The 24,602-nt window shown below is 59.9% G+C and carries 24 protein-coding genes; 14 read left to right on the top strand and 10 right to left on the bottom strand.

Annotated features, from left to right (window positions below; translation table 11 throughout):
- The first annotated feature begins 42 nt into the window (after positions 1-42).
- Entirely contained in the window at positions 43-525 is a 483-nt protein-coding gene (secB, locus tag FCK22_RS06015; protein WP_067267736.1) for a protein-export chaperone SecB, read from the top strand.
- A 3-nt stretch (positions 526-528) separates the two neighbouring features.
- Here secB and dnaQ read toward each other — a convergent pair whose 3' ends face one another.
- Genes dnaQ through FCK22_RS06035 form a run of 4 tightly spaced genes read right to left on the bottom strand, consistent with a single transcriptional unit; the run spans position 529 to position 3,230 of the window.
- Positions 529-1,218: a DNA polymerase III subunit epsilon gene (gene dnaQ / locus FCK22_RS06020; RefSeq protein WP_067267737.1), complete on the bottom strand. Its 690-nt coding sequence runs from the start codon at positions 1,216-1,218 to the stop codon at positions 529-531.
- Positions 1,211-1,804 carry a dephospho-CoA kinase gene (gene coaE / locus FCK22_RS06025; protein WP_067267897.1) on the bottom strand — a complete coding sequence of 198 codons (594 nt, stop codon included), beginning with the start codon at positions 1,802-1,804 and terminating at the stop codon, positions 1,211-1,213. The genes dnaQ and coaE overlap by 8 nt, the downstream gene beginning before the upstream one ends.
- Positions 1,801-2,634 (bottom strand): shikimate dehydrogenase, encoded by an 834-nt coding sequence (locus FCK22_RS06030; RefSeq protein WP_067267854.1) that lies wholly within the window; start codon positions 2,632-2,634, stop codon positions 1,801-1,803. The genes coaE and FCK22_RS06030 overlap by 4 nt, the downstream gene beginning before the upstream one ends.
- Positions 2,631-3,230, bottom strand: coding sequence for a nucleoside triphosphate pyrophosphatase (locus FCK22_RS06035; protein ID WP_067267856.1), 600 nt, complete (start codon positions 3,228-3,230; stop codon positions 2,631-2,633). Before FCK22_RS06035 ends, FCK22_RS06030 begins: the two co-directional genes overlap by 4 nt.
- A 406-nt stretch (positions 3,231-3,636) precedes the next feature.
- Here FCK22_RS06035 and FCK22_RS06040 point away from each other — a divergent pair, with 406 nt between their 5' ends.
- The 7 genes from FCK22_RS06040 (at position 3,637) to FCK22_RS06070 (ending at position 10,981) form a co-directional block, all read left to right on the top strand.
- Positions 3,637-4,086 carry a CopD family protein gene (locus tag FCK22_RS06040; RefSeq protein WP_067267858.1) on the top strand — a complete coding sequence of 150 codons (450 nt, stop codon included), beginning with the start codon at positions 3,637-3,639 and terminating at the stop codon, positions 4,084-4,086.
- Between the two features lie 124 nt (positions 4,087-4,210).
- On the top strand, positions 4,211-5,482 hold the full coding sequence (rho, locus tag FCK22_RS06045) for a transcription termination factor Rho (RefSeq protein ID WP_067267859.1): 1,272 nt from the start codon (positions 4,211-4,213) through the stop codon (positions 5,480-5,482).
- A gap of 32 nt (positions 5,483-5,514) precedes the next feature.
- Complete coding sequence (gene mnmE, locus FCK22_RS06050; RefSeq protein WP_067267860.1) at positions 5,515-6,801, top strand: tRNA uridine-5-carboxymethylaminomethyl(34) synthesis GTPase MnmE; 1,287 nt, start codon at positions 5,515-5,517, stop codon at positions 6,799-6,801.
- A gap of 13 nt (positions 6,802-6,814) precedes the next feature.
- Positions 6,815-8,677: a tRNA uridine-5-carboxymethylaminomethyl(34) synthesis enzyme MnmG gene (gene mnmG / locus FCK22_RS06055; protein WP_067267900.1), complete on the top strand. Its 1,863-nt coding sequence runs from the start codon at positions 6,815-6,817 to the stop codon at positions 8,675-8,677.
- Entirely contained in the window at positions 8,674-9,279 is a 606-nt protein-coding gene (gene rsmG, locus FCK22_RS06060) for a 16S rRNA (guanine(527)-N(7))-methyltransferase RsmG (protein WP_067267861.1), read from the top strand. The genes mnmG and rsmG overlap by 4 nt, the downstream gene beginning before the upstream one ends.
- Positions 9,272-10,069, top strand: a complete 798-nt coding sequence (locus FCK22_RS06065; RefSeq protein ID WP_067267863.1) for a ParA family protein — start codon at positions 9,272-9,274, stop codon at positions 10,067-10,069. Before rsmG ends, FCK22_RS06065 begins: the two co-directional genes overlap by 8 nt.
- A gap of 12 nt (positions 10,070-10,081) precedes the next feature.
- Positions 10,082-10,981 carry a ParB/RepB/Spo0J family partition protein gene (locus FCK22_RS06070; protein ID WP_067267864.1) on the top strand — a complete coding sequence of 300 codons (900 nt, stop codon included), beginning with the start codon at positions 10,082-10,084 and terminating at the stop codon, positions 10,979-10,981.
- Here FCK22_RS06070 and hemW read toward each other — a convergent pair.
- Genes hemW through rph form a run of 3 tightly spaced genes read right to left on the bottom strand, consistent with a single transcriptional unit; the run spans position 10,978 to position 13,446 of the window.
- A complete protein-coding gene (gene hemW / locus FCK22_RS06075; protein ID WP_067267865.1) occupies positions 10,978-12,132 on the bottom strand; it encodes a radical SAM family heme chaperone HemW in 1,155 nt (384 codons plus the stop codon). The two genes, FCK22_RS06070 and hemW, sit on opposite strands and share 4 nt — an antisense overlap.
- Positions 12,125-12,736, bottom strand: a complete 612-nt coding sequence (gene rdgB / locus FCK22_RS06080; protein ID WP_067267866.1) for an RdgB/HAM1 family non-canonical purine NTP pyrophosphatase — start codon at positions 12,734-12,736, stop codon at positions 12,125-12,127. The genes hemW and rdgB overlap by 8 nt, the downstream gene beginning before the upstream one ends.
- A complete protein-coding gene (rph, locus tag FCK22_RS06085) occupies positions 12,733-13,446 on the bottom strand; it encodes a ribonuclease PH (protein WP_067267868.1) in 714 nt (237 codons plus the stop codon). Before rph ends, rdgB begins: the two co-directional genes overlap by 4 nt.
- Before the next feature lie 110 nt (positions 13,447-13,556).
- Between rph and hrcA the strand changes: the two genes are divergently transcribed.
- Both hrcA and FCK22_RS06095 read left to right on the top strand, forming a co-directional pair.
- Positions 13,557-14,621 (top strand): heat-inducible transcriptional repressor HrcA, encoded by a 1,065-nt coding sequence (hrcA, locus tag FCK22_RS06090; protein ID WP_067267870.1) that lies wholly within the window; start codon positions 13,557-13,559, stop codon positions 14,619-14,621.
- 9 nt (positions 14,622-14,630) lie between these two features.
- On the top strand, positions 14,631-15,194 hold the full coding sequence (locus FCK22_RS06095) for a nucleotide exchange factor GrpE (protein WP_067267873.1): 564 nt from the start codon (positions 14,631-14,633) through the stop codon (positions 15,192-15,194).
- A gap of 31 nt (positions 15,195-15,225) precedes the next feature.
- Here the strand turns inward: FCK22_RS06095 and mutS are convergent, their stop codons facing one another.
- Positions 15,226-17,847: a DNA mismatch repair protein MutS gene (gene mutS / locus FCK22_RS06100; RefSeq protein WP_067267875.1), complete on the bottom strand. Its 2,622-nt coding sequence runs from the start codon at positions 17,845-17,847 to the stop codon at positions 15,226-15,228.
- A 192-nt stretch (positions 17,848-18,039) separates the two neighbouring features.
- On the opposite strand from mutS, the gene FCK22_RS06105 reads away from it, so the two are divergent.
- Together FCK22_RS06105 and FCK22_RS06110 are read left to right on the top strand one after the other, a co-directional pair.
- Positions 18,040-20,298: an NADP-dependent malic enzyme gene (locus tag FCK22_RS06105; protein WP_067267876.1), complete on the top strand. Its 2,259-nt coding sequence runs from the start codon at positions 18,040-18,042 to the stop codon at positions 20,296-20,298.
- Positions 20,298-21,173 (top strand): ribokinase, encoded by an 876-nt coding sequence (locus FCK22_RS06110; protein WP_082852158.1) that lies wholly within the window; start codon positions 20,298-20,300, stop codon positions 21,171-21,173. Before FCK22_RS06105 ends, FCK22_RS06110 begins: the two co-directional genes overlap by 1 nt.
- Positions 21,174-21,188: 15 nt before the next feature.
- Here the strand turns inward: FCK22_RS06110 and msrA are convergent, their stop codons facing one another.
- On the bottom strand, positions 21,189-21,854 hold the full coding sequence (msrA, locus tag FCK22_RS06115; RefSeq protein ID WP_067267880.1) for a peptide-methionine (S)-S-oxide reductase MsrA: 666 nt from the start codon (positions 21,852-21,854) through the stop codon (positions 21,189-21,191).
- Positions 21,855-22,009: 155 nt separating this feature from the next.
- Between msrA and FCK22_RS06120 the strand changes: the two genes are divergently transcribed.
- Both FCK22_RS06120 and FCK22_RS06125 read left to right on the top strand, forming a co-directional pair.
- Entirely contained in the window at positions 22,010-22,708 is a 699-nt protein-coding gene (locus FCK22_RS06120; RefSeq protein WP_067267882.1) for a branched-chain amino acid aminotransferase, read from the top strand.
- A 66-nt stretch (positions 22,709-22,774) separates the two neighbouring features.
- The gene (locus tag FCK22_RS06125) at positions 22,775-23,188 is read left to right on the top strand and encodes a hypothetical protein (RefSeq protein WP_067267884.1); all 414 of its coding nucleotides are present in this window, start codon (positions 22,775-22,777) and stop codon (positions 23,186-23,188) included.
- Positions 23,189-23,329: 141 nt separating this feature from the next.
- On the opposite strand, the gene FCK22_RS06130 is transcribed toward FCK22_RS06125, so the two are convergent.
- A complete protein-coding gene (locus FCK22_RS06130) occupies positions 23,330-24,556 on the bottom strand; it encodes an argininosuccinate synthase (protein ID WP_067267886.1) in 1,227 nt (408 codons plus the stop codon).
- Between the last annotated feature and the right edge of the window lie 46 nt (positions 24,557-24,602).

Below are 24,602 nucleotides of genomic sequence, written 5' to 3' on the forward strand. Positions count from 1 at the left end.
TCCGGGTAGATTTAAGAAATTCACCACAACAGGACACAGAAAATGGCAGAAAACGAAACCGCACAACCCAAGCAACCGCAGATGCGCGTGCTGGGCCAGTTCATCCGCGACATGTCGTTCGAAAACATCATGGCGCAGAAGGGTGCCCCGGCGGATGTACAGCCCGACGTGCAGGTTCAGGTCAACCTCGACGCGAAGAAGCGTTCGGGCGAGAACCAGTATGAAACCGCGATTAAGCTGAACATCACCTCTAAAGCGAAAGACGGCGACGCGACGCTCTTCGTGTTGGAAATCGACTATGTCGGTATCTTCCAAGTCGAAAACGTGCCGGAAGAGCAGATGCATCCCTATCTGCTGATCGAATGCCCGCGCATGATTTTCCCCTTCCTGCGCCGCATCGTCAGCGACGTGACCCGTGACGGTGGCTTCCCGCCGCTGAACCTTGAGAACATCGACTTCCTGTCGCTCTACCGCAACGAAGTGGCACGCCGTCAGGCCGAAAACCCGCCAAAAGCCGACGCCTAAGCGTTAGCCAATCTGTTTCCACAGCGCGTCGTCGCCCAGTTTACCGACAAATTCGGCATGGGCGGCGGCTTCGGCCTCAGTCAGACGCGAGGGCAGGGGCGTGGGCCGCGGTTTCGGGGTCCAGCGCGTTTCCGGCTCGCCCGTCTTGCGCTCCGGCGCCGAAGACAGCGCGAAATCCGGCTGCCGCCCCCCAATCAGTTCCAGATAGACTTCGGCCAAGATCTCACTGTCGAGCAAGGCGCCGTGCAACGTCCGCGAGGTGTTGTCGATCCCGAAGCGGCGACAGAGCGCATCAAGCGAAGCGGGTGAGCCCGGAAAGCGTTTCCGCGCAATCTCGAGCGTGTCGAGCGCCTGTTCCCACGGGATCTGCGGCAGGCCCATCCAGCGCAGCTCAGCATTCAGGAATTTGATGTCGAAGGCCGCGTTGTGAATGATCAGCTTTGAATCGCCGATGAAGTCGAGAAATTGCCGCCCGATCTGCGCGAACTTGGGCTTGTCGCGCAAAAAGTCATCGCCCAGCCCGTGCACCTGAAAGGCTTCATCGGGCATCGAGCGTTCGGGGTTGATGTATTGGTGATAGGTCTCGCCCGTGGCCATGTGGTTCATCAGCTCGACCGCGCCGATCTCAACGATGCGGTCGCCGCTTTCGGGGTCAAAGCCGGTGGTTTCGGTATCGAGCACGATTTCACGCATGGCGCTGTCTTTCCCTGATGTCGCGGATCACCGCCCGCACCTGCGCGCGGGCATGGTCGAGCGTATCGGTCACTATCACATAGTCCGAGCGGGCGCACTTCTCTTCGGCGGGCATTTGCTTGGCGCGGATGGCGTCGAACTGGGCCTCGGTCATCGTGCCGCGTGCGAGTACGCGCTCGCGCTGCACCTCTGCCGGGATCGTCACGCAGGCCACCGCGTCCATCGCAGCCTCGCCGCCGGTCTCGAACAGCAGCGGGATGTCCAGCACGGCAATGTCGCTATCCGCCTGCGCCAAAAACGTCGCCCGGTCTTCGGCCACCAGCGGATGCACGATGGTTTCGATCCGGGGCAGGGCGGTCGGATCGGCGGCGATGATCTCTTTCAGCGCGGCACGAGAGACACCACCGCCCTCGATAGCCTGCGGGAAAGCCGCCTGCATCGGCGTCACGGCAGCCCCGCCCGGGGCATAAAGCCGGTGCACCGCCGCGTCGGCATCCCAAACGGCGCAGCCTTCCTCGGCGAACATCTTTGCTGTGGTCGATTTACCCATGCCGATGGAACCGGTGAGCCCGAGGTGGAACATCAGCGCAGCACCGCCGTTCGCGTGGCGCGGTCGACCTCGGGCCGCTGGCCGAACCAACGCTCGAACGCCGGGACGGCCTGATGCAACAACATGCCCAGCCCGTCGACCGTGACGCAGCCCATATCCTCAGCCGTCTCAAGCAGATGGGTCCGCAGCGGGGCATAGACGAGATCCGTCACCACCGTGCCGGGGCGCAGCCCATCCAGCGGCACCCGCAAGGCGCCTTTGCCAATCATGCCAAGCGATGTGGTGTTCACCAACAAACTTGCGTGATCGATCATATTGCCCGCTTGCACCCAATCGACGACTTTGACCCGGCCGCCGAAATCGCGCTGCAACTGCTCTGCCCGGACGCGGGTGCGGTTTGACAGGCAGATCTCAGGCACGCCAGCATCCAACAGCGAGGAGACAACTGCCCGCGCCGCGCCCCCCGCGCCCAAGACCGCCGCCGGTCCGGCCTTCGGATCCCAATCCGGCGCACCAGCTTTGAGGTTTTCGATGAAGCCGTAGCCATCCGTATTATCCGCATGAATCTTGCCATCGGCGCGAAAGATCAACGTATTGGCCGCGCCGATCAGAGTGGCCCTGTCGGTGATAAGATCCGCGATTTCCATCACCGCTTCTTTATGAGGGATTGTCAGGTTCACCCCAACAAAGCCCATCTTGGGCAGCGTTCTCAGCACCTCTTCCAGATCATCGGAGGCGACATCAAGCGGCACGTAATGACCGGCGATGCCATAGGTCTCCAGCCAATGGCGATGCAACTGCGGGGATTTGGAATGCGCGATGGGCGATCCGATCACACCGGCGAGGGGGATTTTGGGCAGGCTCATGTCGTGAGGTCTCCGCGCAGCGTCAGGTAATTCAGCAGTTCAAGAAATGGCATACCGAGGACGTGAAAGTAATCCCCCTCAATCTGGGTGAAGAGCCGCACGCCTTCCTCTTCCAGCTTGTAGCAGCCCACCGCGTGGCGAATGCTTTCCCAGTTTCGCGCGACGTAGTCTTCTATATAGGCGTCGCTGGCCTCGCGCATGCGCAGCCGCACCTGACCGACGTGCCGCCAGAGCGGTTCACCGTTTTCATAGAGCACGGCGGCGGAAAGCAAGGAATGCCGATCCCCGCGCAGCCGGTGAAGCTGCGCGATGGCTTCACCCTTATCACGGGGCTTGTGCAACATCTCGCCGCGATGCTCCAACACCTGATCGCAGCCCAGAACCAACGCGCCAAAGTGCTTTTCGCTCACCTTCCGGGCTTTCATCTCGGCCAAGGTATCGGCGATGTCGCGCGGCTTGGCCTCTTCGGCCCGCAGCGCAGCAGTTATCATCTCTTCGTCGATCTTGGCCGGGATCACCTCATGCAGGATCGCGGCCTGCGCCAAAAGCTGCGCCCGGATCTCCGAGCCGGAGGCGAGGATGATTTTCTGCGGCATGTGGATAACCCTGTGATGATCTGGCGCAAATCTTGAGGATTTGTTCTGCGAGATAAAAGTTGACAGCACAAGCCCGCAGATCTCGCCCCGAGTCGCGGTTTTTGTCGCCGATTCCCACCCCGATGAATAGGGATAAGCTGCTTGTGCGTATAACCACGAGACTTCACCGGTTATCCCCGCTTTGATACATTTTGTCCCCCAGAAAATACGCCAGCAAGATCCTGAGAAAATTCAACATTCGCGAATCGGGGCCGGCTTATCCACAGGAGGCCGCGAAGTTTGTTCACCTGTTGATAAGCGGCGGTATAAATCATTAATCCACAGGATTCAGACGCCCTACAATCAACTACATCTTTTCTCTTTTCTTATTTATTAAGAAAGAAGCACGCCCACCGGAGCCTTCCCCATGTTCGATCTTCTCAGCCTCGCTTATCCATGGATCAAAGCGCTCCATATCGTGTCGGTCATCAGTTGGATGGCAGCGCTTTTCTACCTGCCGCGGCTCTTCGTGCATCATGTCGAACAGGCGGGCTCCGCCGGGCGGATGCATGAGACTTTCGCGATGATGGAATTCAAGCTCGCACAGTTCATCATGCGGCCCGCGATGATGGCGACATGGGTTTTCGGCCTCGCGCTCGTTCTGACGCCCGGAATCGTGGATTGGACGATGATCTGGCCATGGACCAAGGGTGCCAGTGTCATCGCCATGACGGTTTTCCATGTTTGGCTGAAAAAACAGGTCAAATCCGTCGAAAGCGGCGACAGTACCGTCACGGGCCGTCAGTTCCGCCTTTTGAACGAAGTGCCAACGCTGCTGATGATCGTGATCGTCTTCTCCGTGGTCGTGAAATTCTGAGGCAATTGACTCAAGCCGCGCTGCCGCCTATATCTGCGCCACTGTCCCGTCCGGGGCGGTTTCTGCTTGCCACATTCAAATGATCGACCAGCCCGCATTCTGCTGCGGCTGAACAGGATGCTCCATGACAACCGAAACGCTGAACCTCGCTGATCTCAAGGCGCAGACGCCGAAAAACCTGCTCGCCATGGCCGAAGAGCTGGAGATCGAGAACGCCTCGACCATGCGTAAAGGCGAGATGATGTTCCAGATTCTCCGCGAACGTGCGGATGACGGTTGGGAGATTTCGGGCGACGGCGTGTTGGAAGTGCTGCAAGACGGATTCGGTTTCCTGCGTTCGCCGGAAGCGAACTATCTGCCGGGCCCCGATGACATCTACGTCTCGCCCGACATGATCCGCAAATGGTCGCTGCGCACCGGGGACACCATCGAGGGGCTGATCAAGGCGCCCGATGACACCGAACGCTATTTCGCGCTGACCGAGGTTACCAAGATCAACTTCGAGGCGCCCGAGAAGGCGCGCCACAAGGTCGCCTTTGAGAACCTCACGCCGCTTTACCCCGACGAGCGTCTGACGATGGAGGTTGATGACCCCACGATCAAGGACCGCTCGGCGCGGATCATCGATCTGGTCTCACCCATCGGTAAGGGCCAGCGTTCGCTGATCGTGGCCCCGCCGCGCACCGGTAAGACCGTGCTGCTGCAGAACATCGCCAACAGCATCGAGAAGAACCACCCCGAGTGTTATCTCATCGTGCTTCTGATCGACGAACGCCCCGAGGAAGTGACCGACATGCAGCGTTCGGTGAAAGGGGAGGTCGTCTCTTCCACCTTCGACGAGCCGGCCACCCGTCACGTCGCGGTTTCCGAGATGGTCATCGAAAAAGCCAAGCGTCTTGTCGAACACAAGCGCGACGTTGTCATCCTGCTCGATTCGATCACCCGTCTGGGCCGTGCCTTCAACACCGTGGTTCCGTCCTCGGGCAAGGTTCTGACCGGCGGTGTCGACGCCAACGCCCTGCAGCGCCCCAAACGTTTCTTCGGTGCCGCGCGGAACATCGAAGAGGGCGGATCGCTCACCATCATCGCCACCGCGCTGATCGACACCGGCAGCCGCATGGACGAGGTGATCTTTGAAGAGTTCAAGGGCACCGGCAACTCCGAGATCGTGCTCGACCGCAAGATCGCAGACAAACGTGTCTTCCCGGCGATCGACATCCTCAAGTCTGGCACCCGGAAAGAGGACCTGCTTGTCGACAAGGTGGACCTGCAAAAAACCTTCGTCCTGCGCCGCATCCTCAACCCGATGGGCACCACCGACGCCATCGAATTCCTGCTCGGCAAGCTCAAGCAAACCAAGTCGAATTCTGACTTTTTCGACTCTATGAACACCTGAGTTATTAATTAATAACAATAGGTTAGTAAAATATGGACACGATATTCGCCCAAGCGTCAGCGCCGGGCCGTGCCGGGGTTGCGGTGATCCGAATTTCCGGCCCGCAGGCCTTCGTGATCGCGCAAGAGATTACCGGGAAACGTCCTGAAGGGCGCGAGAGTGCGTTGCGTAATCTCCGCGGCACGGGCGGAGAGGTGATCGACCAAGCTCTGGTCCTGAGTTTCCCCGGGCCGAACTCCTTCACTGGCGAAGATGTTGTCGAATTCCAACTTCATGGCTCCATTGCCGTGATGCGGGCGATGCTTTCGCTGCTGTCGACCTTCCCCGAAGCTCGGATGGCGGAAGCGGGGGAATTCACCCGCCGTGCGCTAGAGAATGAAAAGCTGGATCTCGCGCAGGTCGAAGGGCTGGCAGATCTCATCGAAGCTGAAACAGAAGCGCAGCGAAAGCAAGCGCTTCGCGTTTTATCGGGCCACCTCGGCGCACGCGTCGAAGAATGGCGGAAAGACCTGATCCGCGCCGCAGCGCTTCTGGAAGCCACAATCGACTTCGCGGATGAAGAAGTGCCCGTCGATGTAACCCCCGAAGTGACGGCGCTGCTCTCGAAGGTCGGCAAGGCATTGCAGGCCGAAGCGGAAGGCACCTATGTCGCCGAGCGGGTTCGAAATGGCTTTGAAGTCGCGATCATCGGCGCGCCAAATGCGGGTAAGTCGACGCTCTTGAACGCGCTAGCCGGACGTGACGCTGCGATCACCTCCGAAATCGCAGGCACTACCCGCGATGTAATCGAAGTTCGAATGGACCTCGGCGGGCTACCGGTTACCCTATTGGATACGGCGGGCCTCCGCGAGAGCGAAGATAAAGTTGAAGCCATCGGGATCAAACGCGCAATCGAACGTGCCGAAGCGGCGGACCTGAGGGTCTTCCTTGCCGCACCAGATGAAATGCTGGTCCTTACGCCGCAGGAAGGGGATATCGTTCTTCAGCCTAAGGCAGATCTCCTTGGTATTGTCGCGAACGGTATCTCAGGGAAGACCGGGCAGGGCGTGTCAGACCTTATTGACCGCATCCAATCTACGCTCTCGGAACGCAGTTCAACCATCGGATTGGCCACCCATGAGCGGCATCGCGTCGCTTTGCAGCAAGCCGTCTCGTGTTTGGCTGAAGTAGATGTTATCCTGACTCGTGGACCGGATTTCTATGATTTGGCTGCCGCGGAGCTTCGATTTGCGATCCGCGCATTGGAAACACTAGTTGGCCGCATAGACGTCGAGAACCTGCTGGATGAGATCTTCACCAGCTTTTGCGTGGGTAAATGATGGAGTGTTTCACGTGAAACATTTTGATGTGATCGTGATCGGCGGCGGCCACGCAGGCGCGGAAGCAGCGCACGCTTCGGCACGGCTCGGCGCACAGACAGCGCTCGTCACGATGAGCCGTGATGGAATCGGCGTCATGTCCTGCAATCCTGCGATCGGGGGCTTGGGAAAGGGGCATTTGGTCCGAGAGATCGACGCAATGGACGGCGTCATGGGGCGCGTTGCTGATAAAGCGGGTATTCAATTCCGTCTACTAAACCGTCGGAAAGGTCCGGCAGTGCAGGGACCGCGTGCGCAGGCTGATCGGAAGATCTATCGCACAGAAATGCTGCGCGAGATTGAAGCGCAGTCTGACCTCGATATCATTGAGAGCGAGGTCGTCGATTTTGAGACGGATGGTGATATCGTTACAGGTGTAGTCTTGGCTGACGGTTCATCCATTACCGCATCCTCGGTGGTCCTTACAACCGGGACATTCCTCCGGGGCGTCATTCATATCGGAGATGTGTCGCAGCAAGGCGGCCGCATGGGTGATAAAGCCTCGGTTAAACTGGCCGAACGCATCGACTCCTTCAACCTTCCGATGGGTAGGTTGAAAACTGGCACGCCCCCGCGTCTTGATGGGCGAACGATCAACTGGGATATTCTAGAAGAACAGCCGGGCGATGATGATCCCGTCTTGTTTTCATTCCTATCTGATAAGGTATCCGCACTCCAGGTCGTCTGCGGCATTACGCATACCAATGCAAAAACCCACCAGATTATCCGAGAAAATCTCGAAAGGTCTGCGATGTATGGCGGGCACATTGACGGCGTAGGCCCGCGATACTGTCCTTCTATCGAAGACAAAGTCGTGCGATTTGCGGATAAAGACTCGCACCAGGTATTTTTGGAACCTGAAGGTGCAGATGACCATACGGTCTATCCCAATGGTATTTCGACTTCCCTTCCAGCGGACGTACAAGAAGCTTATGTTCGGAGTATGGTCGGCCTTGAAAACGCAATCATTCTGCAACCCGGCTACGCGATCGAATATGACTATATCGACCCGCGGGCGCTTGCATCGACCCTTGCGGTCCGTACAGTTCCCGGCCTGTATCTCGCAGGACAGATCAATGGCACCACAGGCTATGAAGAAGCCGCAGCGCAAGGGCTGGTCGCCGGCCTGAATGCAGCGCTTCATGCTCAGGGTCGAGACCCGGTAACCTTTAGCAGGTCCGAGAGCTATATCGGCGTCATGATCGACGATCTGACGACGCGTGGCGTCACAGAGCCCTACCGGATGTTTACGTCACGCGCTGAGTTCCGCTTGTCACTCCGGGCGGACAATGCAGACCAGCGGCTCACGCCCCTTGCGATCAAGCTGGGATGCGTTTCTAAATCTCGCCGTGAGCTCTTTGAAGAGAAAACTTCATGTCTAATTGACGTGAGAACACGACTGCAGAGTAGGGAGTACACCCCGAAAGAGCTTGCCAATGCTGGGATCAACGTGAATCAAGACGGTTCAAAGCGGAATGGCTATCAGATATTGGCATTCCCTGATGTTAAGTTTGAAGACTTGCTCACGCTCGATCCAGATTTAGGCGATACCCCAGTTGAGGTTCGACGTCAGCTCGAGCGCGACGCACTCTATGCGACCTACATCGTAAGGCAGCAGAAGGAGATTGATCTGTTGAAGAAAGACGAGAATGTACGCATTCCGGCCGACTTCTCCTTTGAGGCGCTTTCGGGGCTTTCAAACGAATTGAAAACTAAGATCGCAACTGCACGTCCCGAGACAATGGCCCAGGTAGCACGTGTCGATGGAATGACGCCCGCTGCGCTTACATTAATTCTGGCCCGGGTTAAAAGAGGCACCGGGAACAAGACAGCATGAGCGAATTGCGTAAACTCGATGTTTCACGTGAAACATTTGAAAAGCTCGAAGCCTTTGGGGAGCTTGTTCGGAAATGGAACCCGAGGATAAATTTGGTTTCCAAGAGTAGCTTGGAAGACCTTTGGACGCGTCACATTTTAGATTCCGTTCAGGTCTTCAACCTTGCCGAAGGCAGCGGCGTTTGGGTAGACCTCGGTAGCGGCGGGGGGTTTCCCGGAATTGTCGTTTCGATCCTTAACCAAGAGGAACGACATTTCGACGTTACTTTGGTGGAGAGTGACCAGCGGAAATGCGCATTCCTACGGACTGCCATTCGAGAGCTGACGCTAGAGGCCTCTGTAAAGAATGAGCGGATTGAGGAAGTAAAAAGCCTTAATGCCGATGTCCTGTCAGCGCGTGCCTTGGCTGATTTGACAAAGCTCTTAGGGTTCGCCGAATTGCATCTTAAGCCCGAAGGAACTGCCCTCTTTCCAAAAGGTCAGAGTTGGCAACGGGAGGGCGAAGAGGCGCGGCTGAGTTGGATGTACGGCCTCGAACCGGTACCCTCCCAGACCAATCCCGAGGCTGCCATTCTAAAGATTAAGGATATCGCCCGTGTCTGACCTTTCTCGTCCGGCTGGACCTAAAATTATCGCAATCGCGAACCAGAAGGGTGGTGTCGGAAAAACGACGACGACGATCAATCTTTCGGCCGCACTTGCTGAGGCGGGTAAGCGCATATTGGTGGTTGACCTCGACCCGCAAGGCAATGCTTCTACGGGGCTGGGCATCGAAGTCGAAGACCGCGAATTTACGACCTACGATCTGCTGTTGGATGATAGCCTGCCACAGGACGTAATTCAGCGGACAGAAACGGAAGGGTTGCTCATCGTTCCGGCGACGGTTGACCTCAGCTCCGCGGATATCGAACTCTTTTCGAATGAGAAAAGAAGTTTCCTTCTGCATGACGCGCTAAGGCAAACCCAGATGGATCAGTTTGAGTTTGATTACATCTTGATTGATTGCCCGCCTTCGCTCAACCTATTGACCGTAAATGCGATGATCGCGGCGCATTCGGTTCTGGTGCCTTTGCAGAGCGAATTTTTCGCACTGGAAGGGCTTTCCCAGCTTATGCTGACGATAAGAGAGGTCCGGCAAAGCGGAAATAAAGACCTGCGGATTGAGGGCGTTCTTCTTACTATGTATGATCGCCGCAACAATCTCTCGCAGCAGGTTGAGAATGACGCGCGGGCGAACCTCGGTGAGTTGGTGTTCCAGACCGTTATCCCGCGTAATGTTCGGGTGAGCGAGGCGCCGAGCTTTGCTATGCCCGTATTGAGTTATGATCCCACATCGAAAGGGGCCCAAGCCTACCGCGATTTGGCGGCGGAGCTAACAAGAAACAATGGTTAATAAGGTGGCAGTATGGCAGACAAACAAGAGCGCAAACGGGGCCTTGGCCGGGGGCTTTCGGCACTGATGGCGGATGTAGCGGAGACCGAGAGCGTGGCCGCCAAGGGGGCCGCGGCGGCGGAGCAGTTCGTTCCGATCGAGCGGATTAAACCGAATCCGGATCAGCCACGTAAGCGGTTTGAGCAAGAGCATCTTGATGATCTGGCGGCCTCAATTAAAGAAAAGGGGGTCATTCAGCCCCTAATCGTCCGCGCTCTGGCCGATGGCAATTTCGAGATCGTCGCGGGTGAACGGCGTTGGCGGGCATCGCAGATCGCAAAGGTCCATAGCCTTCCGGTGATCGTGCGCGAGTTCACCGATGTCGAAGTGCTTGAAGTCGCGATCATCGAAAACATCCAGCGGGCAGATCTGAACTCGGTCGAGGAAGCGGCGGGTTATCGTCAGTTGATGGATAAGTTCGGCCACACGCAGGAGAAGATGGCCGAAGCCCTTGGGAAAAGCCGCAGCCATATCGCCAATCTGTTGCGTCTGCTGAACCTGCCAGATCCGGTGCAAGAGATGGTGCGCCAGAATGAACTAAGCGCGGGCCATGCGCGGGCGCTGATTCCGGCGAAGGATCCGCTGAAACTGGCGCAGCAGGTCATCAAAGGCGGCCTTTCCGTCCGCGCGACCGAGGCTTTGGTCAAGAAAGATCAGGCCGGTGAGCGCGGTAATATGGTAAATAAAGAGCGTCTCTCGCAGCGCCCAGAGAAGGATGCCGATACGCAGGCGCTTGAAGGCGACCTGTCAGCCAACCTAGGTATGAAGGTTAGTTTGGACCATAAACCGGGTCAGGAAGCGGGGAAGGTGACGTTGCACTATACCACGCTTGACCAGTTGGATGAGATCTGCCGCCTGCTGGGCGGCTCTTAAGGCAGAAGCGTTTCGATCACGGCGTTTAGAAGGATAACGCCTTGACCTGAAACGATTAACCTGTCTTTCTCGCGTGTTGCCATGCCGATGTCTTGCAGGTGATTGACGGCTTTGTCGTCAATTTCATGCCCGGCAATGTCGGCGTAGCGGATGAGGTCAACGCCTTCCTTAAGGCGCAAGCCCATGAGGAGAAACTCGGTCGCCTGTTCGCTACGGCTCAGGGCGGTCCGAGGTTTCTCCGCTTCGCCTTTTGCGACACCGTCGAGCCACCGCTGTGGATTGCTATAAGCAACTGTCGCGAATTTCTGTCCGTCCAGCGTCAGCCGCCCATGTGCGCCGGGGCCGATGCCGATATAGTCCCCATAGCGCCAATAGATCAGGTTGTGACGCGATTGGGCGCCATCCCGGGCGTGGTTTGACACCTCGTACGCGGGCATGCCCATGTCATTGCAGATGTCTTGGGTGAGGGTAAACATATCCGCGCCGAGATCTTCGTCGGGCAGGCCGCGAAGTTTTCCGCGGGCGTAACGGTCGCCAAAGGCGGTGCCTTGTTCGATCGTGAGCTGATAGAGCGAAATATGGTCTATCGTGAGGGATAGAGCCTGTTTCAACTCGGCTTCCCATTCCGTGGCGGATTGGTCTTGCCGCCCATAGATTAGATCGAAGCTCACACGGTCAAAGGTATTGCGGGCGATGTCGAAGGCGGTCATCGCTTCTTTCGCCGTATGCAGACGGCCCAAACGTTTGAGATCCGCATCGTTCAGTGCCTGAATGCCCATGGAAACGCGTGATACACCGGCTTGCCGATAGGCGGCGAAGCGGCCCGCTTCGACCGAGCCGGGATTGGCTTCGAGGGTGATTTCCAGATCGTTCGCCGTGGGCCAGTGGCCCCGGATGGCGCTGATGATGTCTGCGACGACATCGGGGTCCATCAAACTGGGCGTGCCGCCGCCGAAAAAGACCGCATTGAGCACGCGCCCCGGTGTCTCATCCGCAGCGCGCTGAAGTTCAGCGAGATAGGCATCGCGCCAAGCGGCTTGGTCGATCCGGCGGCTAACGTGGCTGTTAAAGTCGCAATAGGGACATTTCGCCTCGCAAAATGGCCAATGGATATAGAGGCCGAAGCCGCCCTGTTGCCAATCTTCAGCCAAAACAGCCCGCAATCAGTTTCGCAAAGGCATCCGCGCGGTGGCTGATGCTATTTTTCTGCTCGGCGTCCATTTCGGCAAAGGTGACCTCATGACCGTCAGGTTGGAACATCGGGTCATAGCCGTGACCCTGTTCGCCGCGCATCGGCCAAACCAGCGTGCCGTTCACCTTGCCCGCGAAAACCTCATCATGGCCGTCGGGCCATGCCAGCACCAGCGTCGCGCAGAAACGGGCGCGGCGGGGGTGTGGTGCGTTCTTCTCTTCCAGCAGATTGCGCGTCTTGGTCATGGCCATGACGAAGTCGCGGCCATTCTCCGTTTCGGCCCAATCCGCGGTATAGACGCCGGGCGCATTGTTAAGCGCTTCGACTTCGATGCCGGAATCGTCGGCCAATGCGGGCAGGCCGGTCGCCTTGGCGGCGGCATGCGCCTTGATCCGGGCGTTGCCGACGAAGGTCGTCTCGGTCTCTTCCGGCTCGGGCAGGTTCATCTCTGCCGCGCCGACCACCTCAACCCCGTGGGGGGCGAAGAGCTGGCGCATCTCTGCCAGTTTGCCGGCGTTATGGGTGGCGATCAGAATGTGATTCTCGGTGAACTTGCGGGTCATGCGGTGACCGATTTTTGGATGGTGGCCAGTTCGCCGACGCCTTTCTCGGCCAGGTCCATCAGTTGGTTCATCTGGTCGCGGGTATAGGTTGAGCCTTCGGCGCTCATCTGCACTTCGATCAGCTTGCCGGATCCGGTCATGATAAAGTTGCCATCGACGCCCGCCTCTGAATCCTCGGGGTAGTCGAGGTCGAGCACTGGCTGGCCTGCGTAGATGCCGCAGCTTACCGCCGCGACCGGATCGACCAGCGGGTCAGAGACGACATCGCCCGCTTTCATCAGCTTGTTCACGGCGAGACGCAGGGCAATCCAACCGCCGGTGATGGACGCGCAGCGGGTGCCGCCATCGGCTTGCAGCACGTCACAATCGACGGTGATCTGTCGCTCGCCCAAGGCGGAGCGGTCGACCCCGGCACGCAGGGCGCGGCCGATTAGGCGCTGGATCTCGACCGTGCGACCGCCTTGTTTGCCGGTGGCGGCTTCGCGACGCATCCGTGTGTTGGTGGCGCGGGGCAGCATGCCGTATTCGGCGGTGACCCAGCCCAGACCGGAGCCTTTGATGAAGGGCGGCACGCGGTCTTCGATGGTTGCGGTGCAGAGCACATGGGTATCGCCCATCTTGATCAGGGCCGACCCTTCGGCATGTTTGGTGAAACCTGTCTCGATCGAGACGGCGCGCATTTCATCGAGTTTCCGGCCAGAGGGACGCATGACATATCCTTTTTGATGTTGCCCGGGGATACCGCCCCACAAGGCTTTGATGCAACCCCGATTGACGTTTGCCCGGCTTGTACCTTTATTAGACAAGAGAGCGAGCACCGATGAAAAACACGCCTGAATTGCTGAAAGACATGAATGACCGATCCCGCGAAGTGTTTCGCCGGGTGGTCGAAGGCTATCTGGAAAGTGGCGATCCGGTGGGGTCGCGCACGCTGACGCGGGACTTCAGCGAAAAGGTCTCGGCGGCGACGATCCGCAATGTGATGCAGGATCTCGAATATATGGGTCTGCTGGACAGCCCCCATGTCTCAGCGGGGCGCATTCCGACGCAATTGGGGCTGCGGATGTTCGTCGATGGGATGATCGAGATCGGCGATCCGACGGAGCTTGACCGGGAGAAGATCGACGCGACATTGGGGAATAATTCCTCCGATGTCGGCGGGCTGTTGGACCGGATCGGATCGGCCCTGTCGGGCGTCACGCATGGTGCCTCACTCGTGTTGACGCCGAAGCATGAAGCGCCGATCAAACATATCGAATTCGTCTCTTTATCGCTTGATAGAGCCTTGGTGGTGCTTGTTTTCTCCGACGGCCATGTTGAGAACCGGCTGTTCACGCCGCCACCCGGGCAGACCCCAAGTTCGATGCGCGAGGCGGCAAATTTCTTGAATGCTTTCGTCGAAGGCAAAACCCTTAGCGAGTTGCAGCGCAGCATCAAGCAGGAGATCGCCAAGCGTCGGCAGGAGATCGACGTGCTGGCGCAGCAGCTTGTTGAGAGCGGTGCGGTGCTGTGGGACGCGGAAGGGGAGCATTCCGAGCGTTTGATCGTGCGCGGCCGGTCGAATCTGCTGGGCGGAGAGGCGGAGGCCGAAGACCTTGACCGTATCCGTAGCCTTTTCGACGATCTTGAGCGCAAGCGGGACATCGCCGAATTCCTCGAACTGGCCGAAGATGGGGACGGTGTGCGCATTTTTATCGGCTCGGAAAACAAACTTTTCTCACTTTCGGGTTCCTCTCTGGTCGTTTCCCCTTATATGAACGCTGATCGTAAGGTGATCGGCGCCGTGGGTGTCATTGGCCCGACACGCTTAAATTATGGACGTATCGTGCCGATTGTGAACTACACGGCACAACTGGTGGGAAAGCTGATTTCCGACCGGAACTAGAGGTGGAACATGGCAGAGCCGAAAGAAAACGACTTTTTGGACGAGATCGACAGCGCCGAAGCTGAAGAATACGCCGAAGACATGGCCGAGATCGACGAAGAAGCCCTTGCGGTAGAGGAACTGCGCGCCGAGCGTGATCAGTACCGCGACCGTTTCATGCGCGCGCTCGCCGATGCCGAGAATGCGCGCAAACGCTCCGACAAGGACCGTCGCGAGGCCGAGAACTATGGCGGCTCCAAGCTGGCCCGTGACATGCTGCCTGTTTATGACAACATGAAACGCGCGCTGGAAACCACCACCGATGAGCAGAAAGAGGCCTTTGGCCCGCTGCTGGAAGGTGTGGAACTGACGATGCGCGAGCTGCTGAACGTCTTCAAAAAGCACGGCATCGAAGTGATCGCGCCCGAGGTTGGCGACAAGTTCGACCCCAAGCATCACGAAGCGATGTTCGAAGCGCCCGTGCCCGGCACCGTGGCGGGCGAGATCATTCAGGTCGCCGCCGAAGGCTTCATGCTGCACGACCGTCTGCTTCGCCCGGCGCAGGTTGGCGTGTCTTCGACGCCCGCGAGCTAAGCGTCCAATCAGTCACTTTCGAAAGAGGCGGTCAGGAAGTGGCCGCCTCTTTCAGTTTGTAGATCAGTTCCAGCGCCTCGCGCGGGGAGAGCTCATCGGGGATCACCTCGCGTAGTTTGTCCTCGACCGGCGAGGATTTCACCGGCTGCGGCGCAGGCGTGGGGCTGACGGTAAAGAGCGGCAGATCGTCGATCAGTGTCTTTTGTGTGGCCCCGCCTTCGCGTTCGCCTTTCTCCAATGCCTCCAGCACCACGCGGGCCCGTGCGATCACCGGGGCGGGCAGGCCGGCCAGCTGCGCCACCTGCACGCCATAAGAGCGGTCCGCGGCCCCCTTGCGCACTTCGTGCAGGAAGACGACCTCGCCCTCCCATTCCTTGACTGCCACCGTGGCATTGTCGACCCCCGGCAGCTTGCCGGCCAGTGCCGTCATCTCGTGATAATGGGTCGCGAAAAGTGCCCGGGTCCGATTCACGTCGTGCAGATGTTCCAACGTGGCCCAAGCGATCGAGAGGCCATCGTAGGTGGCCGTGCCGCGCCCGATCTCGTCGAGGATCACCAGTGCGCGGTCGTCGGCCTGGTTCAGGATCGCGGCGGTTTCGACCATTTCCACCATGAAGGTCGAGCGGCCCCGCGCCAGATCGTCCGAGGCACCGACGCGGCTGAAGAGCTGGCTAACAACGCCAATATGCGCCGAACTCGCGGGCACGAAACTGCCCATCTGCGCCATCAGGGCGATCAGCGCGTTCTGGCGCAGGAAGGTCGATTTACCCGCCATGTTCGGGCCGGTGAGCAGCCAGATGTTGGCGGCCTCGGCCTCGGCACTCAAGTCACAGTCATTTGCGATGAAAGGCTCGCCCGATTGCTGGGTCAGAGCGCGTTCCACGACCGGATGCCGCCCACCTTGGATGTCAAAGGCGCGGGACATATCCACGCGGGGGCGGGTCCAATTCTCACTCCGGGCGAGGTTTGCTAGACCTGTGGCCAGATCGACTTCGGCCAGCCCGGCAGAGGCTTGGCCGATCTCTGCGGCATGCTCTAGAATAGCACTCCGAAGACTTTCGTAGAGCCGCTTTTCGATCTCCTGCGCGTGGTTGCCTGCATTGAGAATTTTCGTCTCCAACTCAGACAGTTCGACAGTGGTAAAGCGCACTTGGTTCGCCGTGGTTTGCCGGTGGATAAAGGTCTCTGACAGCGGCGGGTTCAGCATCTTTTCGGCATGGGTCGCGGTGCATTCGACGAAGTATCCCAGCACATTGTTGTGCTTGATTTTCAGCGACGAAATCCCCGTATCAGAGACGAACTGCTGCTGCATACCGGCAATCACGCTGCGGCCTTCGTCGCGCAGCTCTCGCGCGGCGTCGAGGTCGGCGTCATGGCCGGGGGCGATGAAACCGCCGTCGCGCACCATCAGCGGGGGCTCGGCCACCAGCGCGTGATCCAACAGGTCGATAAGCTCCCCATGGCCCTGCAACCCTTCGGCGGCTTCGCGAAGCAGGTCGGGCAGATCCTGTTGTGCCAGGCTTTGGTGCAAAGCCTCGGCTTCGATCAACCCATTGCGGATCGCGGCAAGGTCGCGCGGTCCGCCCCGGTCGAGCGAGAGGCGTGACAGCGCCCGGTCGAGGTCTGGCACATTGCGCAGACGTTGGCGAATGTCCTCGGCAACGCGGGCGTTGTCATAGGCAAAGCTGACCGCATCGGCGCGGGAGGTCACCACGTCGACAACGCGCGAGGGGCTTGAGATCCGCCGCTCCAACAGGCGCGCGCCCCCGGCGGTGACGGTATTGTCCATGATCGACAGCAAAGACCCGGCGCGGCCACCATTTAGGGAGTGGGTGAGTTCCAGATTGCGCCGGGTTGCCGCGTCAATCTGAACGGTGCGGGCCTCTGCCTCTTTCTGGGGCGGGCGGAGCAGGGGCAGCTTGCCGCGTTGAGTGATAGTGAGGTATTCTATTACAGCTCCCATGGCCGAGACTTCGGCGCGGGTGAAGCTGCCGAAAGCCTCTAGCGTGGCGATATCAAACAGGTCGCAGACCCGTTTTTCCGCACTGGTGCTGTCAAAGGCCGAACGGGCCAGACCCGTCAGTGCGATCCCGAAATCAGAGACGACATCGTGCAATTCCGTCTCTTTCGCCTCTGAGACGATCAGTTCCGATGGTGACAGCCGCGCCAATTCCGGCCCCAGCCGGACTTGGGCCAACGGCATCACGTGAAACGCACCGGTCGAGATATCGACCCAAGCCATCGCGCAGGCATCGCGCACCTCGGCAAAGGCGGCGAGGTAATTGTGCCGCCGCGCTTCCAACAGGCTTTCCTCGGTCAGCGTGCCGGGGGTGACCAGCCGCACCACGTCGCGTTTTACCACCGCCTTGTAGCCGCGTTTCTTCGCCTCTGCGGGGCTTTCCATCTGCTCGCAGACCGCCACGCGAAACCCCTTGCGGATCAGCGTCAACAGGTAACCTTCGGCGGCATGCACCGGCACGCCGCACATGGCGATATCCTTGCCCTGATGCTTGCCGCGTTTGGTGAGTGCGATATCCAACGCCTCTGCCGCGGCGATGGCATCGTCAAAGAACATCTCGTAAAAATCGCCCATGCGGTAGAACAGCAACGCGTCCTGATGGTCCGCTTTAAGCTCGAGATATTGCGCCATCATTGGCGTTACTTTTTCTGTCTGCACGGCTGCCCCCTGTTGCCGCGCGGACCCTACAAAACCCCCCGGCGCAGCGAAAGGGGGGGCGGGGCCTTGGGCGGTCTTTGTCATGCGATTTGCACTGACGCGGGGCTTGCGTTGTGCTGAAGTCGGATCGTGGCTAAGAAGATCCCAAAGCAGAAGAAGGGTAATGTCGTGACGAGAAAGAACCGTATCACCTCTGAAGAGGCGCTTGCCTTTCACCTCGAACCGACCCCCGGCAAGTTCGAGATCTCGGCCACCGTGCCGATGACCACGCAGCGCGACCTGAGCCTTGCCTATTCCCCCGGTGTGGCCGTGCCTTGCGAGGCCATCGCCGAGAGCCCCGAGACAGCCTATGACTACACCAACAAGGGCAATCTGGTCGCCGTGATCTCGAACGGGACGGCGGTGTTGGGGCTTGGCAATCTCGGCGCGCTGGCCTCCAAACCGGTGATGGAAGGCAAGGCGGTTCTGTTCAAGCGTTTCGCGGATGTGAACTCCATCGACATCGAGCTTGATACCGAGGACACCGAGGCCTTCATCAACGCCTGCAAGCTGATGGGGCCGACCTTCGGCGGCATCAACCTCGAAGACATCAAGGCGCCCGAGTGTTTCATCATCGAGCAGCGCTTGAAGGAAGAGATGGACATCCCCGTCTTTCACGATGACCAGCACGGCACGGCGGTGATCTGCGCCGCGGGTCTGATCAACGCGTTGCATCTTTCGGGCAAGAAGATCGAAGACGTGCGCATCGTGCTCAACGGCGCGGGGGCTGCGGGCATCGCCTGTCTGGAACTGCTCAAGGCGATGGGCGCGAAACACGACAACTGCATCATGTGCGACACCAAAGGTGTGATCTATCAGGGCCGCACCGAGGGCATGAACCAGTGGAAATCGGCCCATGCCGCCAATACAGAGCTGCGCACGCTCGAAGAGGCGATGCAGGGCGCGGATGTCTTCCTTGGCGTCTCGGTCAAAGGGGCGGTGACGCCCGCGATGGTGGCCTCCATGGCCGACAACCCGGTGATCTTTGCCATGGCCAACCCGGACCCGGAGATCACGCCGGAAGAGGCCCATGAGGTCCGCATGGACGCCATCGTCGCCACCGGACGCTCGGATTACCCGAACCAAGTCAACAACGTGCTGGGCTTTCCCTATCTTTTCCGTGGCGCGCTCGACATCCACGCGCGGGCCATCAACGACGAGATGAAGATCGCCTGCGCCCATGCGCTGGCGCAACTGGCGCGCGAGGACGTGCCGGACGAGGTGGCGCTGGCCTATGGCCGCACGCTGAGCTTTGGTCGCGACTACATCATTCCCACGCCATTCGACCCACGCCTCATCCACCGCATTCCGCCCGCCGTGGCCAAGGCAGGAATGGACACCGGGGCCGCGCGGCGGCCGATCATCGACATGGACGCCTATGAGGTCGGGCTGAAATCGCGGATGGACCCGACGGCGAGCATCTTGCGCGGCATCAACGCCCGCGCCCGGGCCAATCAGGCCCGGATGATCTTTGCCGAGGGGGACGATCCCAAGGTGCTGCGCGCGGCGGTCATGTACCAGCGCGCGGGCTTGGGCAAGGCGCTGGTCGTGGGCCGCGAGGACGACGTGCGCGCCAAGCTCGAAGAAGCGGGCATGGCCGACGCGGTGCGTGAGTTGGAGGTGGTGAACGCCGCCAACACCCAGCATCTGGCGACCTACAAAGACTTTCTTTATGGCCGGTTGCAGCGCAAAGGTTTCGATCGCAAGGACATCCACCGCCTCGCCTCGCGCGACCGCCATGTCTTTGCGGCGTTGATGCTGGCGCATGGTCATGGCGACGGTTTGGTGACCGGGGCCACCCGCAAGTCCGCACATGTCTTGGAGCGGCTCAACCACGTCTTCGATGCCAATGCCGAGGCCGGGGCCGCGGGCATCACGGCCCTGCTGCACAAGGGGCGCATCGTCTTTATCGCCGATACCTTGGTGCATGAATGGCCCGATGAGAACGATCTGGCCAATATCGCCGAAAGCGGCGCGCGCGTGGCGCGGCATCTGGGGCTGGAGCCTCGGGTCGCCTTCGTCAGCTTCTCGACCTTCGGCTACCCTGTCTCGGAGCGCGCCGAAAAGATGCACCTCGCGCCCGAGGTGTTGGACCAGCGCGGGGTGGATTTCGAATATGAGGGTGAGATGACCGTCGACGTGGCGCTGAACGCGGCCAGTCAGGCGAATTACCCGTTCTCGCGGCTGACGGGGCCTGCGAACATCCTCGTGGTGCCGGCGCGGCACTCGGCCAGCATCTCGGTCAAGCTGATGCAGGAGATGGCGGGGGCGACGGTGATCGGGCCGATCCTTACGGGCTTCGATAAGTCGATCCAGATCTGCTCTTCCACCTCGACGGCGAATGACATCCTTAACATGGCCATTCTCGCGGCCTGTAAGGTGGGCTGATGATCTGGAATCTCGGCTCTATCAACGCGGATAACTTCTATCTGCTGCCCCATCTGCCGGGACCGGGAGAGACCATTTCAGCCCGGAATTTCCGGCAGGGGCTGGGCGGCAAGGGGGCCAATATGTCGGTCGCCGCCGCCCGGGCCGGGACGCGGGTGATGCATGTCGGCGCATTGGGCGCCGATGGCGGTTGGGCGCTGGAACGGCTTTTGGAATACGGGGTCGAAACGGCGCATATCACCTTGATGGAGGGCGTGACCGGTCACGCCAACATCGCCGTCGATCTGGAGGGGGAGAACAATATCGTCATCTTCCCCGGCACCAATCACGAGATCACCGACGAGATGATCGGTGCCGCGCTGAGCGAGGCTTCCTCGGGCGATTGGCTTTTGATGCAGAACGAAACCAACGGGCAGCGGTTCGCGGCGCGAACGGCGAAAACTCTGGGCCTGCGACTGGCCTATGCCGCCGCCCCTTTCGATGCGGATGCGGTGACGGCGATCCTCGAACAGATCGACCTATTGGTGCTGAACGAGGTCGAAGCGGCGCAGTTGCGGGCCGCGACGGGGGGCGAGTTGCGGCAACTGCCGATCGACGACATCGTGGTGACGCTGGGGGCGGGGGGCTGTGAATGGGTCTCTAACAAGGCACATCTGGTCGAAAGCTTCCCCGCCTATCAGGTCGAGGCGGTGGATACGACCGGCGCGGGCGATACTTTTACCGGCTATCTGCTGGCCGGGTTGGACCGGGGGATGACCATGCCGCAGGCGATTGATCTGGCCATGCGCGCGGGGGCCTTGATGGTCACGCGTCATGGCACGGCAGATGTGATCCCCGATCTGAAAGAGATCCGGGATCACGATTTTCGCAGTTAATCTACCGGGGCGCGGTTACTTCACGAAGGGGGCCGCGCTGCCCCAAAGCTGTTCCACGCGGGCGTCACGGCCACAGCCCTTGCGGTAGCGTTTGTAGGCGACCGATTTTTTCACAGCCACGCCGACACTGCTGAACGCCAGCCGGTCGCTGCTTTTGTAGTAGTCCTGATGATAATCATCAGCCGGGTAAAAGGGCGCATCGCCAAGGATCGGCGTCACGACCTCGGTGCCGAGGGCGGCCTGCGCTTCGGCCTTGGCAGCCTCTGCCGCGCTTTTCTGGGCGGGGCTGCCCGCGAAGATCGCCGTGCGGTAGCTTTCCCCCCGGTCACAGAATTGCCCGCCCGCATCTGTGGGGTCAATCGAGCGGAAGAAGAGATCAAGCAGTGTCTTGCGGGTGACGACATCCGGGTCGAATTGGATCTGCACCGCTTCGTAATGGCCGGTGTTGCCGCCGGTGACTTCTTTGTAGGTCGGGTTCTTGGTGCGGCCCCCGGCAAAGCCCGAGATGGCCTCTTTCACGCCTTTGACGGATTCAAAATCGGCTTCGACGCACCAGAAGCAGCCGCCCGCCACGGTCAGCACCTCGGTCTCCGCCGCTGCCGCAGGTCGGTTCTGCGCGGCGAGGCCCAGAGTGATCGCAAGGGTCAGAATGGCGGGTTTGAACATTGATTTTTGGAACATATCGGTCCTCCTCAGGCCTAGGGTTGCCGCTGGGACGGAGATAGCGCAAGGCCGGGGCGGGGAAAGTCACGCTCTGGTGAAGGCAATTTACCACTTGGCGCGCGGGCGCGTTCTTTCTAGCGTTCCGGGTTCAACGGCAATGGGAGAAGCCTTTCATGCGTATTGCGATGTGGTCGGGGCCGCGCAACCTCAGCACTGCGATGATGTATAGTTTCGGAGCGCGCGCGGATTTCACCGCGATGGATGAGCCGTTCTACGCGGCTTATCTCAAGGCGACGGGGCTGGATCATCCAATGCGCGACGCGGTACTGGCGGCGCAGGAGCAAGACCCCGCGCGGGTGCCTCTTGGCTTTGTCCAAAACGGCACCCGGCATCTCTATATGAAACATATGGCGCAGCATATGATCGACGGGTTCCCGCTTGACTGGGCCGAGGACTGCGTGAACATCCACCTGATCCGCCATCCGGCACGGGTGATCGCAAGCTATGCGGAGAAGCGCGAAGCACCCCGTTTGGCGGATATCGGGTTTGACCGGCAACTCATGCTCTTCGAGCGGTTGGGCGGACTTGTCATCGACAGCGGCGATATCCGCGCGGACCCGGAGGGGATGCTGCGCAGGCTTTGCGCCGCCATCGACTTGCCCTTTGATCCTGCGATGCTGCATTGGCCCGCCGGGCCGCGGGCGGAGGATGGCGTTTGGGCGCCGCATTGGTATGGGGCGATCCATCGCAGCACCGGTTTCGCGGGGCCGGAGGGGGAACTGCCCGAGCTTAAAGGAGCAGAGGCGGAAGTTCTGGAGGCCGCCATGCCCTACTATGAGCGGCTGTTTGCGGAACGTCTAAAAAATTCCTGAAGACCGCGAAACTATTTCGCGGGGCGGTCGTGACTACGGTGCTATTTCAAACGGAGGGAAAACCAGATGAAAAAATTTGCAAGCACCGCAATCGCCCTGTCCATGATCGCCGGTGGCGCATGGGCGGATGCCCATGCCATGGCCATGGTCGAAGCCTCGGGTCAGGATGTATCGAATGGCGTCGTCACTGCCGACAAGGTGATGGCGGGCGAGAATGGCTGGCTGGTTGTGCACCGCACCGACGCCGACATGAAGCCCGGCCCCGTGGTCGGCTACGCCCCGCTGCGCGCGGGCGAGAACATGGATGTCGTCGCGATCCTGCAAGAGGACGTGGCTTCGGGCGACATGCTGATGTTGATGGTTCATTCCGAAGATGGTGGCATGAAAACCGGGGTGTTCGAATATACGTTGGGCGCCAAGGAAGACGGGCCGATCAAACCGAATGGGGAGCTGGTGATGACGGTTGTCACTGCCGATTGACCCGGTAGGTGGCTCAGAGAAAGGCCCGGGCGGTAGCGTCCGGGCCTTTTGCGTTTCTGTTTGGGGCTGGCCGCCGGGGGCGCTGCCCCCGGACCCCCGTGGTATTTAAGAAAGGATGAAGGGGGATTGGGGTCCCGTGCTTCAGCCTTTGCTGCGTTTGTCGCGGGCGGCGAGGAGTTTGAGGCGCAGGGCGTTCAGTTGGATGAAGCCTGCGGCGTCTTTCTGGTCGTAGGCGCCGGCGTCGTCCTCGAAGGTCACATGGGCCTCGGAATAGAGGCTGTGATCGGACCAGCGGCCGACGGTGCGGACATGGCCTTTGTAGAGCTTCAGGCGCACGGTGCCGGTGACATGGGTTTGGCTCGCGTCGATGGCGGCTTGCAGCATGGTCCGTTCGGGGCTGTACCAGAAGCCGTTGTAGATAAGCTCGGCGTATTTCGGCATCAGCTCGTCCTTGAGGTGCATGGCGCCGCGGTCGAGGGTGATGGATTCGATACCGCGGTGGGCCTCAAGCAGCAGGGTGCCGCCGGGGGTCTCATAGATGCCGCGGGATTTCATGCCGACGAAACGGCCTTCGACCAGATCGAGGCGGCCACAGCCGTGTTTGCCGCCAAGTTCGTTCAGTTTGGTGAGGATCGTGGCGGGGGACATGGCTTCGCCGTTGATGCTGACCGCATCGCCGCGCTCGAAGCCGATTTCGACGTATTCGGGCGTGTCGGGGGCATCCTCTGGGTTCACGGTGCGCTGGTAGACGTAGTCGGGCGCGTCGACCGCCGGATCTTCGAGCACTTTGCCTTCGGAAGAGGTGTGCAGCAGGTTGGCATCGACCGAGAAGGGCGCTTCGCCGCGCTTGTCTTTGGCGATTGGGATCTGGTTCTGCTCGGCGAAGGCCAGAAGTTTGGTGCGGCTCGACAGGTCCCATTCGCGCCAGGGGGCGATGACCTTGATGTCGGGGTTCAGCGCATAGGCGGCGAGTTCAAACCGGACCTGATCGTTGCCCTTGCCGGTGGCGCCGTGGGCGACGGCATCGGCGCCGGTTTCTTCGGCGATCTCGACCAGACGCTTGGAGATCAGCGGGCGGGCGATGGAGGTGCCCAGAAGGTAGAGACCTTCATAGACCGCATTGGCGCGGAACATTGGGAAGACGAAGTCGCGGACGAATTCCTCGCGCACGTCTTCGATGTAGATGTTCTCAGGCGCGATGCCCATCATCTCGGCCTTTTTGCGGGCCGGTTCCAGCTCTTCGCCTTGGCCGAGATCGGCGGTGAAGGTCACCACCTCGCAGCCATATTCGGTTTGCAGCCATTTCAGGATGATCGAGGTATCGAGGCCGCCGGAATAGGCAAGCACGACTTTCTTGGGCGCGGACATGACGGGTTTCCTTTCAAGTTCGCCCTGCGAGGTAGCGGTTTTCGCG

Origin of the sequence: Sulfitobacter sp. 15WGC (genome assembly GCF_005068605.1) — a bacterium.
GTDB lineage: Bacteria > Pseudomonadota > Alphaproteobacteria > Rhodobacterales > Rhodobacteraceae > Sulfitobacter > Sulfitobacter faviae.

Coding starts and splice junctions, on each gene's coding strand:
- secB (WP_067267736.1), top strand. CDS start 43: ATGGCAGAAAACGAAACCGCACAACCCAAGCAACCGCAGATGCGCGTG.
- dnaQ (WP_067267737.1), bottom strand. CDS start 1,218: ATGCGTGAAATCGTGCTCGATACCGAAACCACCGGCTTTGACCCCGAA.
- FCK22_RS06030 (WP_067267854.1), bottom strand. CDS start 2,634: ATGAGCCTGCCCAAAATCCCCCTCGCCGGTGTGATCGGATCGCCCATC.
- FCK22_RS06035 (WP_067267856.1), bottom strand. CDS start 3,230: ATGCCGCAGAAAATCATCCTCGCCTCCGGCTCGGAGATCCGGGCGCAG.
- FCK22_RS06040 (WP_067267858.1), top strand. CDS start 3,637: ATGTTCGATCTTCTCAGCCTCGCTTATCCATGGATCAAAGCGCTCCAT.
- rho (WP_067267859.1), top strand. CDS start 4,211: ATGACAACCGAAACGCTGAACCTCGCTGATCTCAAGGCGCAGACGCCG.
- mnmE (WP_067267860.1), top strand. CDS start 5,515: ATGGACACGATATTCGCCCAAGCGTCAGCGCCGGGCCGTGCCGGGGTT.
- rsmG (WP_067267861.1), top strand. CDS start 8,674: ATGAGCGAATTGCGTAAACTCGATGTTTCACGTGAAACATTTGAAAAG.
- FCK22_RS06070 (WP_067267864.1), top strand. CDS start 10,082: ATGGCAGACAAACAAGAGCGCAAACGGGGCCTTGGCCGGGGGCTTTCG.
- rdgB (WP_067267866.1), bottom strand. CDS start 12,736: ATGACCCGCAAGTTCACCGAGAATCACATTCTGATCGCCACCCATAAC.
- rph (WP_067267868.1), bottom strand. CDS start 13,446: ATGCGTCCCTCTGGCCGGAAACTCGATGAAATGCGCGCCGTCTCGATC.
- hrcA (WP_067267870.1), top strand. CDS start 13,557: ATGAAAAACACGCCTGAATTGCTGAAAGACATGAATGACCGATCCCGC.
- FCK22_RS06095 (WP_067267873.1), top strand. CDS start 14,631: ATGGCAGAGCCGAAAGAAAACGACTTTTTGGACGAGATCGACAGCGCC.
- mutS (WP_067267875.1), bottom strand. CDS start 17,847: ATGATGGCGCAATATCTCGAGCTTAAAGCGGACCATCAGGACGCGTTG.
- FCK22_RS06110 (WP_082852158.1), top strand. CDS start 20,298: ATGATCTGGAATCTCGGCTCTATCAACGCGGATAACTTCTATCTGCTG.
- msrA (WP_067267880.1), bottom strand. CDS start 21,854: ATGTTCCAAAAATCAATGTTCAAACCCGCCATTCTGACCCTTGCGATC.
- FCK22_RS06120 (WP_067267882.1), top strand. CDS start 22,010: ATGCGTATTGCGATGTGGTCGGGGCCGCGCAACCTCAGCACTGCGATG.
- FCK22_RS06125 (WP_067267884.1), top strand. CDS start 22,775: ATGAAAAAATTTGCAAGCACCGCAATCGCCCTGTCCATGATCGCCGGT.
- FCK22_RS06130 (WP_067267886.1), bottom strand. CDS start 24,556: ATGTCCGCGCCCAAGAAAGTCGTGCTTGCCTATTCCGGCGGCCTCGAT.